This is a genomic window from Aminobacter aminovorans, from assembly GCF_900445235.1.
Lineage (GTDB): Bacteria > Pseudomonadota > Alphaproteobacteria > Rhizobiales > Rhizobiaceae > Aminobacter > Aminobacter aminovorans.
The window spans coordinates 1,916,585-1,932,189 of record NZ_UFSM01000001.1 but is presented as its reverse complement, the minus strand read 5'-3'; the positions used below and the strand labels follow the sequence as shown (position 1 = coordinate 1,932,189).

The following is a 15,605-nucleotide window of genomic DNA, read 5'->3' as shown; positions in this document are numbered from 1 at the left end:
TCATGCAGAACGGTCTTTACGTCGCCCTTTCCGCCCAGGTCGCGCTGGAAAGGCGCCTCAACACCATCGCCGACAATGTTGCCAACGCTTCGACCGTCGGCTTCCGCGCCACCGGCGTGAAGTTCGAGGATGTGGTTTCCGGGCTCGGGCCACAGTCGGTCTCCTTCACCTCGCCAGGTGACACCTATCTGTCGACCCAGCATGGCAGCATGCGCGAGACAGGTAATCCGTTCGACTTCGCTGTTCGTGGCGACGCCTGGTTCGGCATCGAGACGCCGGCCGGAGTGGTGATGACGCGTGACGGCCGCTTTTCGATGACTGCAGAAGGCCAGCTCGTCACCGTCGAGGGTCATCCTGTGCTCGATGCCGGCGGCGCGCCGATGCAGCTCGATCCGCGTGCCGGACCGCCGACTGCCGGCTCCGACGGCTCACTGCGCCAGGACGGGCGCCTCGTCGGCGCCATCGGCCTTTACGAGTTCAACCCAGGCACCAATTTCGTCCGCTATGGCAACTCAGGCGTCATCCCGCCAACGGCGCCCGAGCCCGTGGTCGACCGTATGGATGCCGGCATTGTCCAGGGTTTCGTCGAGGAATCCAACGTCAATCCTATCAAGGAGATGACCAAGCTCATCATGGTGCAGCGCGCCTTCGAGAACACCGCCGCCCTGATGCGCCAGACCGAAGCCTCTTTCTCCGAAGCCATCAAGACCCTCGGCTCGAAGTAAGTGAGCACCTCACTGGCCAACATCCGCAACGAGCCCCAGGCGGTCCACGACAATCGCCTCGAAGCGCTCGAGCGGATCCAGCACCGCTTCGCCGACGACCGCCTGCTGGTCAGGCGCGGCGGACAAGTGACAGAAATCGCGCCGACCCACTACAAGGTCGGAGGCCTGTCCTTGAGCGCGCGCCTCGGCGACATCGTCGAGCACCGTGGCCATGGCCGCAACCGGCGCGGCGAGATCGTGCAGATCGGCCGCGACGAGGTGCTGGTGGCACCCTATGAAAGCAGCGGTGAGGTAGGCGTCGGCGACGCCGTCTTTACCCGTGGACCGATCGCCATCACGCCGCACCCGAGCTGGCGCGGCCGTGCCATCGACGCGCTCGGCCGCCCGATCGACGGCGGCGCACCGTTGCTGCGCAGCGCCAAGGATGATGCTACCGAAGCCATCCCGCCGGCTGCACTGGCCCGCCAGCGCGTCGAGACGGGCTTCCTGACGGGCGTCCGCGTCATCGATATCTTTACACCACTCTGCTTCGGCCAGCGCATGGGCATCTTCGCCGGCTCCGGCGTCGGCAAGTCGACGCTGCTTGCCATGCTTGCCGGCGCAGACGCCTTCGACACCGTCGTCGTCGCCCTGATTGGCGAACGCGGCCGCGAAGTGCGCGAATTCCTCGAAGACACCATCGGTGCGGCCTCCATGGCCAAAACAGTCGCGGTCGTCGCCACCTCGGACGAGAGCGCGATGATGCGCCGCCGCGCGCCTGATACCGCGATGCGCGTCGCAGAGCATTTCCGCGACAAGGGCCACCGCGTCCTGCTCGTGCTCGATTCCATCACCCGCTTTGCCCACGCCTTGCGCGAGGTCGCCATCGGCGCCGGCGAGCCGCCGGTGGCGCGCGGCTACCCCGCCTCCGTCTTCACCGAACTGCCCAAGTTGCTCGAACGCGCCGGCCCCGGCATGGAGGGCACCGGCTCGATCACCGCCATCATCTCGGTGCTCATCGACGGCGACGACCACAACGATCCCGTCGCCGATTCCGTCCGCGGCATTCTCGACGGCCACGTCGTGCTCGACCGTTCCATCGCCGAGCAGGGCCGCTATCCCCCGGTCAATCCGCTGGCATCGATCTCGCGTCTCGCTTCCAAGGCCTGGACGCCGGAGCAGCGCCAGCTCGTCAGCAAGCTCAAGGCGCTGATCTCGCGTTTCGAGGACACGCGCGACATCCGCCTGCTCGGCGCCTACCAGCCCGGCGCCGATCCTGACCTTGATCTCGCCGTGAAGCAGGTCCCGGTGATCTACGAAGCGCTCGGCCAGTCACCTGCCGACGGGCCGTCGCTCGATCCGTTCTCCGACCTCGCACGCCATCTGAAATCCAAGGATAGAGCCCATGTTCAGGCGGAATGACCCGGCAAGCGAATTCCTGGAGATGATCGGCTCCAGGGACCAGCCGCGCACGCTGCTGCAGCGGCTTGGCCTGAAGCGCTCGCCTTTGACGATCGCGCCAAGGCGGGAAAAACGCGATCACCGCAGCGACTTCATCATCGCCGCCCTCGGTATCGCGCTCGGCCTCACCTGCGCGCTGTTTCCCTGGTACATCTTCTTCAACCAGGACAAGTTCGGCATCCGCGCGATGAAGTTCTCCGGCGGCGGGCAGAACGACCAGGCGGTCCCGCTGGTCATGGGCCAGCAGGTCGAACGTGTCGGCGCGCCGATGACGGCCGAAGACATTCCGCCGATGAAGCTCGACCTGTTCGCCACCGGTTCACTGCGCCCAAACAAGGACGAAGAAGGTCTCGCCGGCGTCGCCGAACAGCCTTTCCCCGGACCGAAGATCGAATTCAAGCTCGTCCACATCGCCAACGGCCGCGCCATGGTCGAGGACGATGCCGGCGTCTGGGTGGTGCAACGCGGCTCAGTCCTGCCCGATTCGAGCCGTGTCGCCTCGATCGAACAGCGCGACGGCAAATGGGTTCTCGTCACCTCGCGTGAAGAAGTCTTCCGGGTCGCGCAGTAGCGGCGCTGGCCCCCGCGCAAGGCCCGCGCAAGACTGAGGCCATAGTGTTTGGAAATCTGCTCGGAGATTTCCATGGACCCCGTCAACCTGTTCGATCTGGCCGCCCAGCAGGCACGCTGGCTCTCAGTGCGCCAGAACGCCATCGCCGGTAACGTCGCCAACGCCAACACACCCGGCTATCGAACCAACGACATCGAACCGTTCGAGCGCGTGCTCGACCGTTCGCGTGTCGCCATCGCGTCGACCCAGACCGGTCACCTTAGCGGCGGTGCCACCGAAGCCGGTTATGCCATCAGGCCCGAGGATCCCAAGCACGCGGTCCTGCCTTCCGACAACACGGTCGCGGTCGAAGACGAGCTCATGAAAGCCGGCGAAGTCCGCCGCTCGTTCGAGCTCAATACGGCCATCGTCAAGGCCTTCCACCGCATGATCATGCTGAGCACGAAGGCCTGACCGGGATGGATCCGCTCGTCGCCGCTCTCAAGGTCGCCGGTTCCGGTCTCGGAGCCCAGTCCGAACGCCTGCGCATCGTTTCGGAAAACCTCGCCAACGCCCAGTCGACCGGCAACACGCCGGGCGCCGATCCCTATCGCCGCAAGACCGTCAGCTTCGCCGCCGAGCTCGACCGCGCCACTGGCGCCTCGACTGTCGAGATCGCCTCGATCGGCCATGACCAGACCGCCTTCCCGCTGGAATTCCAGCCCGGCAACGAGGCCGCCAACGCCGCCGGTTTCGTCAAGATGCCCAACGTCAATGTCATCATTGAAATGGCCGACATGACCGAGGCCAACCGCTCCTATGAAGCCAACCTGCAAGTCGTCAAGCAGGCCCGCGAACTCATTTCCATGACGATTGATCTTATGAGGAATCAGTAATGATCGGCAGCATCAGCCCAGTCGGCACTCAGCTACTGTCCAAGCCGACAAGCATTGCGCCCGAGGCTGGCGCAGCCGCCGCAGGCGCCGGTGTTGCCTCATCCTTCGCTGCGGCCCTTGCTGACGCAGCAGCCCAGACGCAGGCGACATTGCGCCAGGCCGAGCAGCTGTCGCTCGCCGGCCTCCAGGGCAAGGCCGACACGCGTGAGGTCGTCGATGCTGTGATGAGCGCGGAACAGGCCCTGCAGGCCGCCGTCGCCATCCGCGACAAGATCGTCACGGCCTATCTTGAAGTCAGCCGCATGGGCATCTGAGGAAAATCCTGATGAAAGCACTTGCCATCGCCGCCACGGGCATGAATGCCCAACAGACAAATCTCGAGGTGATCGCGAACAACATCGCGAACATCAATACCACAGGCTACAAGCGCGCACGCGCCGAGTTCTCCGACCTGCTCTACCAGGTCGACCGTACCCAGGGCGTACCCAACCGAGCCAACGCGGCGATCGTGCCGGAAGGCGTCTCGATCGGCCTGGGCGTCAAGACGTCGGCGGTGCGCAACGTCCACATCCAGGGCGTGCCGACCAACACCGGCAACGAGTTCGATCTCGCGCTGACCGGCAAGGGCTGGTTCCAGATCGAGGGCGCCGACGGCCAGACGCTCTACACCCGCGCCGGCTCCTTCAACAAGAATGCCACCGGCCAGCTCGTCACCGTCGATGGTTTCAACGTTATCCCGGCGATCAACGTGCCGCAGGACGCCGTCGAGGTGATCGTCAACAATTCCGGCCAGGTCTTCGCCCGGCTCGACAACCAGACGGCCCTACAGCCGCTCGGCCAGCTGACACTCGCCAATTTCGCCAACGAGGCAGGCCTTGCGCCGCTCGGCGACAATCTCTTCGCCGAAACCGAGGCGTCGGGTGCGGCAAATGTCGGCATCCCTGGCGATCCCGGCTACGCAACCATCCGCCAGGGTTACCTCGAAAGCTCCAACGTCGATCCGGTCAAGGAAATCACCGAGCTGATCTCGGCGCAGCGCGCCTACGAGATGAACTCCAAGGTCATCCAGGCGGCCGACGAAATGGCCGCCGTCGTCTCCAAGAACATCCGGTGAAGATTATGCGGAGACGACACGCCCTCCTCCACATCCGCTCGGCAGTCCTTGCGTTCGCCTTGCTTGGCGGCGCAGCGCAGGCTGCCGACCAGGAGGTCGTGCTCGTCCCCAACCGCGTCATCTATCCGGGCGAGACGATTGCCTTGTCGTCGCTCAAGGAAGTCACGCTCAAGCCGGGCAAGGTGCGCCCCGATGCGGTTGCCACTCTCGCCGACGAGCTCGACGGCCGCATCGCCAAGCGCACGCTGTTGCCAGGCCGTTATGTTCCTATCACCGCGCTGCGCGAGGCCTGGCTGGTCGACCGCGGCGCCTCCGTTCAGGTCGTCTTCGCCTCCGGCCCGCTGATGATCTCGGCCGCGGCCGTGACGCTAGAGCCAGGTGCGGCCGGCGACGTCGTCAAGGTCCGCAACCTGGACAGCGGCAAGGTCTTCACGGGCACGGTCATGGCCGACGGCTCGATCCGCGTGGGTGCCATATGATCCGTAGACTGTTGCTCGCCGCAATCGCCGTATTCGGCCTGCAAACCGCTTATGCAGACGGTCCCGACGGAGTTCCGGCCGGCCAGATGAAGGCCGGCGGCAAGACCGGTGCCGGCGGATATGCCGCAACGGATATCGGCAGCGACGATGGCAACTTTATCTCGACATCGGGTGACGGCGGCCGCCAGACGACACTCAATTCAGGCACCGGCGCCAATCTCGTCAACGTCCGCATCAAGGATGTCGCCTCACTCCAGGAAGCCCGCGACAACCAGGTCGTCGGCTACGGACTTGTCATCGGCCTGAACGGCTCGGGCGACAGCCTGCGCAACTCGCCCTTCACCGAGCAGTCGATCCGCGCCATGCTCGAAAATCTCGGCATCGCCTCCGAGGACGGCCGGGCCCGTGTCCGCAACGTCGCTGCCGTGATCGTCACCGCCAACCTGCCTGCTTTCGTCCAGGCCGGCGCACGTATTGACATCAACGTCTCCTCGCTTGGCGATGCCTCGTCGCTCGCCGGTGGCACGCTTGTGATGACCCCGCTCAAGGCGCCTGACGGTGAAATCTATGCCGTTGCGCAAGGGTCGGTGCTGGTCTCCGGTTTCAACGCGCAGGGCAAGGCCGAGCAGGTCACGCAAGGCGTTCCGACCTCGGGCCGTGTGCCCAACGGCGCCATCGTCGAGCGCGAAGTCAAGGCGCGCTTCGCCGACGAGAACGTGCTCACCCTGCAGCTGTTCAATCCCGACTTCTCGACCTCGGTGCGTATCGCTGATGCCATCAACGACTACGCCCGCCACCGTTTCGGCAAGCGTGTCGCCGGCGAACAGGATTCGCGCGTCGTCGTCATCCGCAAGCCCGAGGGCGTTTCGACCGCACGCTTCTACGCCGAACTCGAAAACCTGATGATCATGTCGGACGTCCCCGCCCGGGTCGTCGTCGACGAGCGCACGGGCACCATCGTCATTGGCAACGAGGTCAAGATCTCGCGCGTCGCCATCAGTCACGGCACGCTCACGGTGCGCATCACCGAGCAGCCCCGAGTGGTCCAGCCCGAGCCGTTCTCGCGCGGCGAGACAGCGGTCGAGGATGCCACCGTCATCGAGACCGAGCGGGCCGATTCTAAGCTTGCCCTGCTCGACGGTCCTGACCTGCAGACGCTGGTCGCCGGCCTCAACCGCCTCGGCGTCAAGCCGGATGGCATCATCGCAATCCTCCAGGGCATCAAGTCGGCAGGCGCGCTGCAGGCCGACCTGGTGGTCCAGTAAGCCATGGCCATGACCAACCCGCTTTCCAACCTCCCTCGCCGCGCACTTGCCGCGGCAGCGCTTGGCATCGTGTTCGCCAACACCGCTTATGCCGAGCAGGCCGCGCCGAAGACGCCGCTGGTGCAGGGCACCCCGACGCGGGTCATCGAGCGCGAGATGCCGAAAGAACCCATCGAGGCAGCCGTGCCCCCGGTCGAGCAGAGTGAGGTTGAGCGCTTCTGCTCCAACATCGCCGACGCTGCCCGCGACCGCCGCTACCAGCTGCAGGCCGAGGAGCTGAAGAAGTTGCAGGCCGAGGTCGACAAGCGCATCGCCCTGCTCGAGGAGCGCAAGACCGAATACGAGACCTGGCTGAAGCGTCGCGAGGTCTTCCTCGCCCGCGCCGAAGAGGGTGTCGTACAGATTTATTCGCGCATGAAGCCCGATGCAGCCGCTGAACGCCTGGCGGTGATGAATGTCGATCTGGCGGCGGCCATAATGATGAAGCTCGACGCACGCAAGGCCAGCGTCATCCTCAATGAAATGGAAAGCAAGGTCGCGGCGGAACTGACCCGCATCATCGCGAGCGCCGCACGCCGGGAAGACCCCACATGATCAGAAAAGCCCTCGTCGCCGCAGCCCTGGCCAGCCTTGCCGGCTGCGGCTCCAACCTCAAGGAAATCGGCAAAGAGCCGACAATGTCGGCCGTCGGCTCCGGCATCGAGGACGGCAGCTCGTCGATGTACCGCTATCCTGAATCGCCCGCCGCACCGCCGAAGCGCTTCTCGCTGTGGCAGGACAAGCAGAGCCGCATGTTCACCGACCCGCGCGCACTGCAGCCGGGCGACATCCTGACCGTCAAGATCGAGATCGACGACAGGGCGCGCTTCCAGAACGAGTCCGAGCGCAACCGCGTCACCAACCGGACCATTGCGGCCGGCCTCAACGTCGAGTGGGATGGCGCCAAGACTGGCGGAAAGGGCGACGGCAGTGCCGGCTCTAAGTCGATCTACTCCGGCGACGGCGCCACCACGCGTTCCGAAAAGCTCAACCTGCTGCTCGCCGCCGTCGTCACCGACGTGCTGCCCAACGGCAACATGATGATCCGGGGTTCGCAGGAAGTGCGCGTCAATGCCGAGCTGCGCGTGCTGACCATCGCCGGCATCGTGCGTCCGTCCGACATCGGTCCGGAAAACACCATCCCCTACGAGCGCATCGCCGAAGCCCGCATCTCCTATGGCGGCCGCGGCCGCATCACCGAGGTCCAACAGCCGCCCTACGGCCAGCAGTTCCTCGACCAAGTCCTCCCCTTCTAGGTCCGGGACATGTCAAACATAGAACAGTTCCTCCCCCAAAAGCCCGGCCCGTCGCTGGTCGTCCAGCTCGGCATCCTGGCGGTGATGACATCAGCCGCCATCGGCATGGGCTGGCTTTCGGGCAGCTACCTCAAGAGCGAAAGCACGCCGGTCGAGCAAGCGGAAGCCGAAGCGCCAAAGGCGCACGGCGCCAAGGAAGTGGCGGCCGAGCACGGTCCGGCCAGCGAAGCCGCCGGCACGCTGGTCCAGCTGCCCGCCATCACGGCCAATCTCGCCGCGCCCGACACCATGTGGATCCGCCTCGAGGTGTCGCTTGTGCTCGACGCGCCGCAATCCGTGGATCTCGCCGAGCGCGTCCACCAGGACCTGCTCGCATTCGTGCGCACGCTTAGGATCCACCAGGTCCAGGGCGCCAGCGCTTTCCGCCATCTCAAGACCGACCTCGACGAACGCGCCGCCATCCGCAGCGACGGCCACGTCAAGGAAGTGCTGATCAGAACGTTGCTTTTCGAATGAAAAAATTCCTGGCCACCGCAGCCATCCTCGCTGGCGCTATCGCGCCTGCGAGCGCGCAGCAGCTCGACCTGAGCCAGCTCGGCAACACCGATGGCGCCACCATCGGCTACATCATCCAGATGTTTGGCCTGCTTACGGTTCTTTCGGTGGCCCCGGGCCTGCTGATCATGGTGACGAGCTTCACCCGCTTCGTCATTGCCTTTTCGATCCTGCGCACCGGCATCGGCCTGCAGTCGACGCCGGCCAATCTGATCCTGATCTCGCTGTCCCTGTTCATGACCTTCTACGTCATGGCGCCGACCTTCGATCAGGCCTGGCAGAACGGCGTCAAGCCGCTGATGGACAACCAGATCACCCAGGCGCAGGCCGTCGACCGCATTTCCGATCCGTTCCGCACCTTCATGATGCGCAACGTCCGCGACAAGGACTTCAACCTGTTCGCCGACCTTGCCCGCGAGCGTGGCCAGACAGTGTCGGAAGACAAGGTCGACCTGCGCATCCTGGTTCCGGCCTTCATGATCTCCGAAATCCGCCGCGGCTTCGAGATCGGCTTTCTGATCGTGCTGCCCTTCCTTGTCATCGACCTGATCGTCGCCACCATCACCATGGCCATGGGCATGATGATGCTGCCGCCCACGGTCGTGTCGCTGCCTTTCAAGATATTGTTCTTCGTGCTCATCGACGGCTGGAACCTGCTCGTCGGCAGCCTCGTTCGATCCTTCACCTAGATCACCGCGCGTCCGCTTGCGGGCGCGCTATTGCCGCTGTCCCTTGTTCTGGCCGCAGCCCGCCTCGCGCGCGCCGCGGCCAAACGTCTTGCGAGCATACAAAACCGGGGAAAATCAGCAGGTTAATGCATGTTAACCATACTGCTTAGACCTTTGGTAGCTTCTATCGTTGAGATTGCCCGGCATGGCGGGTGATCCTCACGGAGAGATCATGGGCATGATGCCGCTCCGCCATACCGGTCGGTCCGGTATGTCCCTGTACCATCGCATATCCTAGGGGCGTATTTCCCATGTCCAGCATCAACACCAACGCGTCAGCAATGACCGCGCTGCAGACCCTCGCAGCCACCAACAAGTCGCTCAACGTCACCCAGGGCCGTATCGCCACGGGTCTCCGCGTCGCAGAAGCTTCCGACAACGCCGCCTACTGGTCGATCGCCACCACGATGCGCTCGGACAACAAGGCCCTCTCGACAGTCCAGGACTCGCTCGGCCTCGGCGCTTCCAAGGTCGACACCGCCTACACCGGCATGAACAAGGCCATCGACACGCTCAACGACATCAAGGTCAAGCTGGTCGCTGCCAACGGCGCTTCGGCCGCCGACAAGGAGAAGATCGACACCGAGATCAAGGCGCTGCAGAGCCAGCTGAAGGCCTATGCCGACGGCGCCACCTTCTCGGGCTCGAACATGCTTTCGGTCGACACGACGACCGGCCATGCCGTCGCCGGCACCGCCGACGACGTCAAGATCGTTTCGGCCTTCAACCGCGATGCATCGGGCACGGCCTCGATCTCGACCATCGACGTCAAGGTTCAGGACATCAAGCTCTATGACGCCTCGGCTGCCTCCACCGGCCTGACCGACGGTATCCTCGATGCACACCGCCTCGGCACCGGCGCGCGCGTCGCTGCCGCCTCGAACCCGACGGCCGGCGCTGCCGCTGTCGGCACCGACACTTACACCGTGGCGACGCTTTCGGTTAAGGGCTTCAGCGATACCCAGATCGGCGCCATGCTCGGCGTTGTCGAAGGCGCGCTGAAGGAAATGACGACTGCCGCCACCAACCTCGGCGCCGCCAAGAGCCGCATCGAGCTGCAGAAGGCCTTCACGTCCAGCCTGATGGACTCGATCGACCGCGGCGTCGGCCAGCTCGTCGATGCCGACATGAACAAGGAATCGACCCGCCTGCAGGCCCTCCAGGTCCAGCAGCAGCTCGGCATCCAGGCGCTGTCGATTGCCAATGGCAACTCGCAGTCGATCATGTCGCTGTTCCGCGGCTGACCGAACCGTCTCAGGCATTCCGTATCAGGACGGGCCGCACCTCAGGTGCGGCCCGTTTTGCGTCTGCCCGGAGCATTCAAAATAAATCCCAAGATTATCCGCAATGTTTCTAACGCTTAGCGATTTGGTAGGGAGTATCGGAGAGATTACCCGGCATGGCGGGTGATCCCTCGGGGATCATGGGCATGATGCCGCTCCGCCATACCGGTCGGTCCGGTATGTCCCTGTACCTTTGCATTTCCTAGGGGCGTAATTCCCATGTCCAGCATCAATACCAACGCGTCAGCAATGACGGCGCTGCAGACGCTTGCAGCCACCAACAAGTCGCTCAACGTCACCCAGGGCCGTATCGCCACGGGTCTCCGCGTTGCAGAAGCCTCCGACAACGCCGCCTACTGGTCGATCGCCACCACCATGCGTTCCGACAACAAGGCGCTTTCCACCGTTCAGGATTCGCTCGGTCTCGGCGCTTCGAAGGTCGACACCGCCTACACCGGCATGAACAAGGCCATCGACACGCTCAATGACATCAAGGTCAAGCTGGTCGCCGCCAACGGCGCGTCTGCCGCCGACAAGGCCAAGATCCAGACCGAAATCAAGGCGCTGCAGGGCCAGCTGAAGGCCTATGCCGTCGGCGCGACCTTCTCGGGTGCCAACTACCTTTCGGTTGCCTCCGACAAGAACGCCGCGGGCGCCGCAGCAGCCGCCGACACCGGTGTCCAGCAGGATGCCAAGATCGTTTCGGCCTTCAACCGCGACGCGTCGGGCACCGCCTCGATCTCGACCATCGACGTCAACGTCGAAGGCATCAAGCTCTATGATTCGGGCGCCGGCACCCCGGCCAACGTCAAGAACGCCGGTATCCTCGACCGCCAGACCGCAATCTGGAGCTCAAAGGCTGCCCAGACTGCCTACGACAGCGCCTATGCTGCCTCGGTGGCAGGTGGCGGCACCGACACCGCATCGGCGACGGCTGCCGCAACCGCGGCCGCAGCAGCTGACGGCACGGCTACGTCCATCACCGGCGTCTCCGTCGCCAACCTCGACATCACCGCTGCCGGCGTCACCGACGCCTTCATCGGCTCGATGCTGAGCAAGGTTGAAGGCGCGCTCAAGTCGATGACGACGGCTGCCACCAATCTCGGTGCCGCCAAGAGCCGCATCGAACTGCAGAAGGCCTTCACTTCGAGCCTGATGGACTCCATCGATCGCGGTGTCGGCCAGCTCGTCGACGCCGACATGAACAAGGAATCGACCCGTCTGCAGGCTCTCCAGGTCCAGCAGCAGCTCGGTATCCAGGCGCTGTCGATTGCCAACGGCAACTCGCAGTCGATCATGTCGCTGTTCCGCGGCTGATCGGACCGTCTCAGGCACATCTCGGAGAACGGGCCGCACTTCGGTGCGGCCCGTTTTTACTTGGGACCTTCTTCCGCCCAGGCGATTAGGTCATCGTCCGACCAGTTGATTATTCTACAAATCTGCATTGGTTGACCGATTATTTCCTGGAAAGTTAGAGTTTTAGAAATGTCTATATGAGAATGATGCGTCATGGCGGGTGATCGACAGCGATCATGGGCATGATGCCGCTCCGCCATACCGGTCGGCCCGGTATGTCCCTGTTTTTTGTCTTTTTTCGGGGCGTATTTTCCCATGTCCAGCATCAATACCAATGCGTCGGCAATGACCGCGCTGCAGACCCTGTCTGCAACCAACAAAGCTCTCAACACCACCCAGGGCCGTATCGCCACCGGTCTCCGCGTCGCGGAAGCTTCCGACAACGCCGCCTACTGGTCGATCGCCACCACCATGCGTTCGGACAACAAGGCCCTGTCGACGGTCCAGGACTCGCTCGGCCTCGGCGCTTCGAAGGTCGACACCGCGTACACCGGCATGAACAAGGCCATCGACACCCTCAACGAGATCAAGGTCAAGCTCGTCGCCGCCAACGGCGCGTCGAACGCCGACAAGGCCAAGATCCAGACCGAAGTGAAGGCCCTGCAGGACCAGCTCAAGGCTTATGCCGACGGCGCCACCTTCTCGGGCACCAACATGCTGTCGGTGAACAGCGGCGCCGCCGTGGCTGCTGACGTCAAGGTCGTCTCGGCCTTCAACCGCGACGCTTCGGGCACCGCCTCGATCTCGACCATCGACATCAAGGTCGAGGGCATCAAGCTGTACGAAGCCGGCGCTGGCGTTGCTACGACCGGCAAGGGCATCCTCGACTCCGAACGCACCGCCGCTGGCGTCGAAGGCGCGGCCAACGCAGTCACCCTCGGCACCTACGATGCCGCGGACACCTTCCAGGTCGCCACCATGAAGCTGACCGACGGCACGCTGTTTGCCAACGACCAGCAGCTCAGCCAGATGCTCGGCGTCGTCGAAAGCGCGCTCAAGGACATGAACACGGCTGCCACCGACCTCGGCGCCGCCAAGAGCCGCATCGAGCTGCAGAAGACCTTCACCGCGAGCCTGATGGACTCCATTGATCGCGGCGTTGGCCAGCTCGTCGATGCCGACATGAACAAGGAATCGACTCGCCTGCAGGCCCTCCAGGTCCAGCAGCAGCTCGGCATCCAGGCACTGTCGATTGCCAACGGCAACTCGCAGTCGATCATGTCGCTCTTCCGCGGCTGATCGAACCGTCTCAAGCATCTTGTACCAGGACGGGCCGAACCTCAGGTGCGGCCCGTTTGCGTTTGGGCCCGCACCGGCGCAGCGATGCTCTAAGGCCGAGGAAACTCTATATATTTCAACCGCCTAACAAATGAACCTCATAGAGTTGTTAGCAGTTCGGTAAGGTTAAGATGCGATGGTCATTTCCATGGCGGGTGACCCCTTCTGGCGTTCATTGGCATGATGCCGCGCCGCCATACCGGTCGACCCGGCATGTCCCGTAAGTTGCTTATTCGAGGGGCGTATTTCCCATGTCCAGCATCAACACCAACGCGTCGGCAATGACCGCGCTACAGACGCTGACTGCCACCAACAAGTCGCTCAGCATCACTCAGGGCCGTATCGCCACGGGTCTCCGCGTCGCCGAAGCCTCCGACAACGCCGCCTACTGGTCGATCGCCACAACCATGCGTTCGGACAACAAGGCGCTGTCCACCGTTCAGGATTCGCTCGGTCTCGGCGCATCGAAGGTCGATACCGCCTACACCGGCATGAACAAGGCCATCGACACGCTCAACGACATCAAGGTCAAGCTGGTCGCCGCCAATGGCGCTTCGGCTGCCGACAAGGAAAAGATCGACACCGAAATCAAGGCGCTCCAGGGCCAGCTCAAAGCCTATGCCGACGGCGCGACCTTTTCCGGCACCAACATGCTCTCGGTCAAGAGCGGCGCTGCGGCCACCGTTGCCGACGACGTCAAGATCGTCTCCGCCTTCAACCGCGATGCCTCCGGTGCCGCTTCGGTGTCGACCATCGATGTCAAGGTCGACGACATCAAGCTCTTCGAAACCGGAGGTGCTGCCGCCATCAAGACCGGTATACTGGATGGCCAGCGTCTGGGCACGACCGGTGTCCGCGCCGCGCTGTCTGCCCCTACCCCCGGCACCGACGCCGCCACCGACACCTACTCGGTCATGACGGTCGCGGTTAAGGGCTACTCCGACGCCCAGTTGACCAAGCAGCTTGGCATCGTCGAAGCAGCTCTGAAGGAAATGACGACGGCCGCCACCAATCTCGGCGCCGCCAAGAGCCGTATCGAGCTGCAGAAGACCTTCACCTCGAGCCTGATGGACTCCATCGACCGTGGTGTCGGCCAGCTCGTCGATGCCGACATGAACAAGGAATCGACCCGCCTGCAGGCCCTCCAGGTCCAGCAGCAGCTCGGAATCCAGGCGCTGTCGATCGCCAACGGCAACTCGCAGTCGATCCTGTCGCTGTTCAAGGGCTGACGCGTCTGTGTCAGGACATCTCCAGTCGTGAAATCGGGCCGTACCCCAAGGGTGCGGCCCGATTTCATTTCCCCACCGCCTTTCCACTCGCCTGGCATCGCGGGTTAGCCTCGCGCAAGTTACGGCGAGCATAGATTCCGCCACGTAACGGTAAATTCGAAGACCTGTCGGCGTGCGGTCTTTAATCTGCCGTTAACCATAAGTTCGTAGTTATGGTTAACCAATTGCTATGACGGTTCGGCTGCCGCAGGCAGAACGTACGGCATCCGCAACCGGTTCGCGGCGGCAGAACGCGCGGCTCTGACAGAGGGGTTTATTTCGATGTCCAGTATCATGACCAATGCTTCGGCGTTGACGGCGCTTCAGAGCCTCAACACCACCAACAAGGCTTTGAATACCACCCAGGCCCGCATCTCGACCGGCTACCGCGTCGCAGAGGCCTCCGACAACGCCGCCTACTGGTCGATCGCAACCACCATGCGTTCGGACAACAGGGCGCTTTCCACTGTCCAGGATGCGCTCGGCCTCGGCGCGTCGAAGGTCGACACCGCCTACACGGCCATGCACAAGTCGATCGACACCCTCAACGACATCAAGGTCAAGCTTGTTGCCGCAGCCAACGGCTCGGATGCTGACAAGAACAAGATCGACGTCGAGATCAAGGCCTTGCAGGCGCAGCTCAAGAGCTATGCCGACAGCGCCAGCTTCTCCGGCGCCAACTGGCTTTCCGTCAACTCGACCACGGCCGCCGGCCATTCGGCGGCCGGCGTCCACAACGACGCCAAGATCGTATCGGGCTTCATCCGTGACAATTCAGGCACCGTCACGCTGGCAACCATCGACATCAAGGTCCAGGGCGTAAAGCTCTATGATGCCGCCGCCACCAACAACGTCAACAAGGGCATCCTCGAAGGCCTGCGCCTCGGCACCTCGGGTGCCCGTGACAACACGGCCGTCAATCCCACGACCCCCGGTGCTGCCGTCGCCGCCACTGACGGCTACGCTGTTGCAACCCTTTCGGTGAAGGGCTTCAGCTACGACCAGATCCTGCAGATGGTCAAGGTCGCCGAAGTCACTTTGGCCGAAATGACCGACGCCGCCACCACGCTCGGCGCTGCCAAGAGCCAGATCGACCTGCAGAAGACCTTCACCACCAGCCTGATGGACTCCATCGACCGCGGCGTCGGCCAGTTGGTCGATGCCGACATGAACAAGGAATCGACCCGCCTGCAGGCCCTCCAGGTCCAGCAGCAGCTTGGTATCCAGGCCTTGTCGATCGCCAACTCGAACTCGCAGAACATCCTGTCGCTGTTTAAGAGCTGATGTTTGACTTGGTCTCGGCTTTCGAAGGCCGCGCCGCCTGAAACCAGGCGGCGGTTCAGCGAGAACAATCCGACGAAATGTCATGGGCC

At 63.6% G+C, this 15,605-nt stretch carries 18 protein-coding genes; all 18 read left to right on the top strand.

From position 1 onward, the window contains the following. Window positions 1-2 precede the first annotated feature (2 nt). The 18 genes from flgF to DY201_RS09380 all read left to right on the top strand — a co-directional run bounded on the left by flgF (window position 3) and on the right by DY201_RS09380 (window position 15,516). Window positions 3-725: a flagellar basal-body rod protein FlgF gene (flgF, locus tag DY201_RS09465; protein ID WP_115730980.1), complete on the top strand. Its 723-nt coding sequence runs from the start codon at window positions 3-5 to the stop codon at window positions 723-725. Next, window positions 726-2,126, top strand: a complete 1,401-nt coding sequence (fliI, locus tag DY201_RS09460; protein ID WP_115730979.1) for a flagellar protein export ATPase FliI — start codon at window positions 726-728, stop codon at window positions 2,124-2,126. Beyond that, complete coding sequence (locus tag DY201_RS09455) at window positions 2,110-2,736, top strand: hypothetical protein (RefSeq protein ID WP_115730978.1); 627 nt, start codon at window positions 2,110-2,112, stop codon at window positions 2,734-2,736. Before fliI ends, DY201_RS09455 begins: the two co-directional genes overlap by 17 nt. Before the next feature lie 72 nt (window positions 2,737-2,808). Beyond that, on the top strand, window positions 2,809-3,189 hold the full coding sequence (flgB, locus tag DY201_RS09450) for a flagellar basal body rod protein FlgB (RefSeq protein WP_115730977.1): 381 nt from the start codon (window positions 2,809-2,811) through the stop codon (window positions 3,187-3,189). A 5-nt stretch (window positions 3,190-3,194) separates the two neighbouring features. After that, window positions 3,195-3,611: a flagellar basal body rod protein FlgC gene (gene flgC / locus DY201_RS09445; RefSeq protein WP_115730976.1), complete on the top strand. Its 417-nt coding sequence runs from the start codon at window positions 3,195-3,197 to the stop codon at window positions 3,609-3,611. Then, window positions 3,611-3,925 (top strand): flagellar hook-basal body complex protein FliE, encoded by a 315-nt coding sequence (fliE, locus tag DY201_RS09440; protein ID WP_115730975.1) that lies wholly within the window; start codon window positions 3,611-3,613, stop codon window positions 3,923-3,925. The genes flgC and fliE overlap by 1 nt, the downstream gene beginning before the upstream one ends. A gap of 11 nt (window positions 3,926-3,936) precedes the next feature. Next, window positions 3,937-4,725 carry a flagellar basal-body rod protein FlgG gene (flgG, locus tag DY201_RS09435; RefSeq protein WP_115730974.1) on the top strand — a complete coding sequence of 263 codons (789 nt, stop codon included), beginning with the start codon at window positions 3,937-3,939 and terminating at the stop codon, window positions 4,723-4,725. A 5-nt stretch (window positions 4,726-4,730) separates the two neighbouring features. Beyond that, window positions 4,731-5,204 carry a flagellar basal body P-ring formation chaperone FlgA gene (gene flgA / locus DY201_RS09430; protein WP_115733693.1) on the top strand — a complete coding sequence of 158 codons (474 nt, stop codon included), beginning with the start codon at window positions 4,731-4,733 and terminating at the stop codon, window positions 5,202-5,204. Continuing rightward, window positions 5,201-6,469 carry a flagellar basal body P-ring protein FlgI gene (locus tag DY201_RS09425; protein ID WP_115730973.1) on the top strand — a complete coding sequence of 423 codons (1,269 nt, stop codon included), beginning with the start codon at window positions 5,201-5,203 and terminating at the stop codon, window positions 6,467-6,469. The genes flgA and DY201_RS09425 overlap by 4 nt, the downstream gene beginning before the upstream one ends. Before the next feature lie 3 nt (window positions 6,470-6,472). After that, window positions 6,473-7,063, top strand: coding sequence for a MotE family protein (locus DY201_RS09420; protein WP_115730972.1), 591 nt, complete (start codon window positions 6,473-6,475; stop codon window positions 7,061-7,063). Continuing rightward, window positions 7,060-7,764, top strand: coding sequence for a flagellar basal body L-ring protein FlgH (gene flgH / locus DY201_RS09415; protein WP_115730971.1), 705 nt, complete (start codon window positions 7,060-7,062; stop codon window positions 7,762-7,764). The genes DY201_RS09420 and flgH overlap by 4 nt, the downstream gene beginning before the upstream one ends. 9 nt (window positions 7,765-7,773) lie before the next feature. Continuing rightward, window positions 7,774-8,280: a flagellar basal body-associated FliL family protein gene (locus tag DY201_RS09410; protein WP_115730970.1), complete on the top strand. Its 507-nt coding sequence runs from the start codon at window positions 7,774-7,776 to the stop codon at window positions 8,278-8,280. Further along, complete coding sequence (fliP, locus tag DY201_RS09405; protein ID WP_115730969.1) at window positions 8,277-9,008, top strand: flagellar type III secretion system pore protein FliP; 732 nt, start codon at window positions 8,277-8,279, stop codon at window positions 9,006-9,008. Before DY201_RS09410 ends, fliP begins: the two co-directional genes overlap by 4 nt. Window positions 9,009-9,298: 290 nt before the next feature. Next, a complete protein-coding gene (locus DY201_RS09400) occupies window positions 9,299-10,291 on the top strand; it encodes a flagellin N-terminal helical domain-containing protein (RefSeq protein WP_067958545.1) in 993 nt (330 codons plus the stop codon). A gap of 258 nt (window positions 10,292-10,549) precedes the next feature. Continuing rightward, the gene (locus DY201_RS09395; RefSeq protein WP_115730968.1) at window positions 10,550-11,647 is read left to right on the top strand and encodes a flagellin N-terminal helical domain-containing protein; all 1,098 of its coding nucleotides are present in this window, start codon (window positions 10,550-10,552) and stop codon (window positions 11,645-11,647) included. A gap of 294 nt (window positions 11,648-11,941) precedes the next feature. Continuing rightward, complete coding sequence (locus DY201_RS09390) at window positions 11,942-12,925, top strand: flagellin N-terminal helical domain-containing protein (RefSeq protein WP_115730967.1); 984 nt, start codon at window positions 11,942-11,944, stop codon at window positions 12,923-12,925. Between the two features lie 290 nt (window positions 12,926-13,215). After that, window positions 13,216-14,193, top strand: coding sequence for a flagellin N-terminal helical domain-containing protein (locus DY201_RS09385; protein WP_115730966.1), 978 nt, complete (start codon window positions 13,216-13,218; stop codon window positions 14,191-14,193). 321 nt (window positions 14,194-14,514) lie between these two features. Then, entirely contained in the window at window positions 14,515-15,516 is a 1,002-nt protein-coding gene (locus DY201_RS09380; RefSeq protein ID WP_115730965.1) for a flagellin N-terminal helical domain-containing protein, read from the top strand. Window positions 15,517-15,605: the final 89 nt, after the last annotated feature.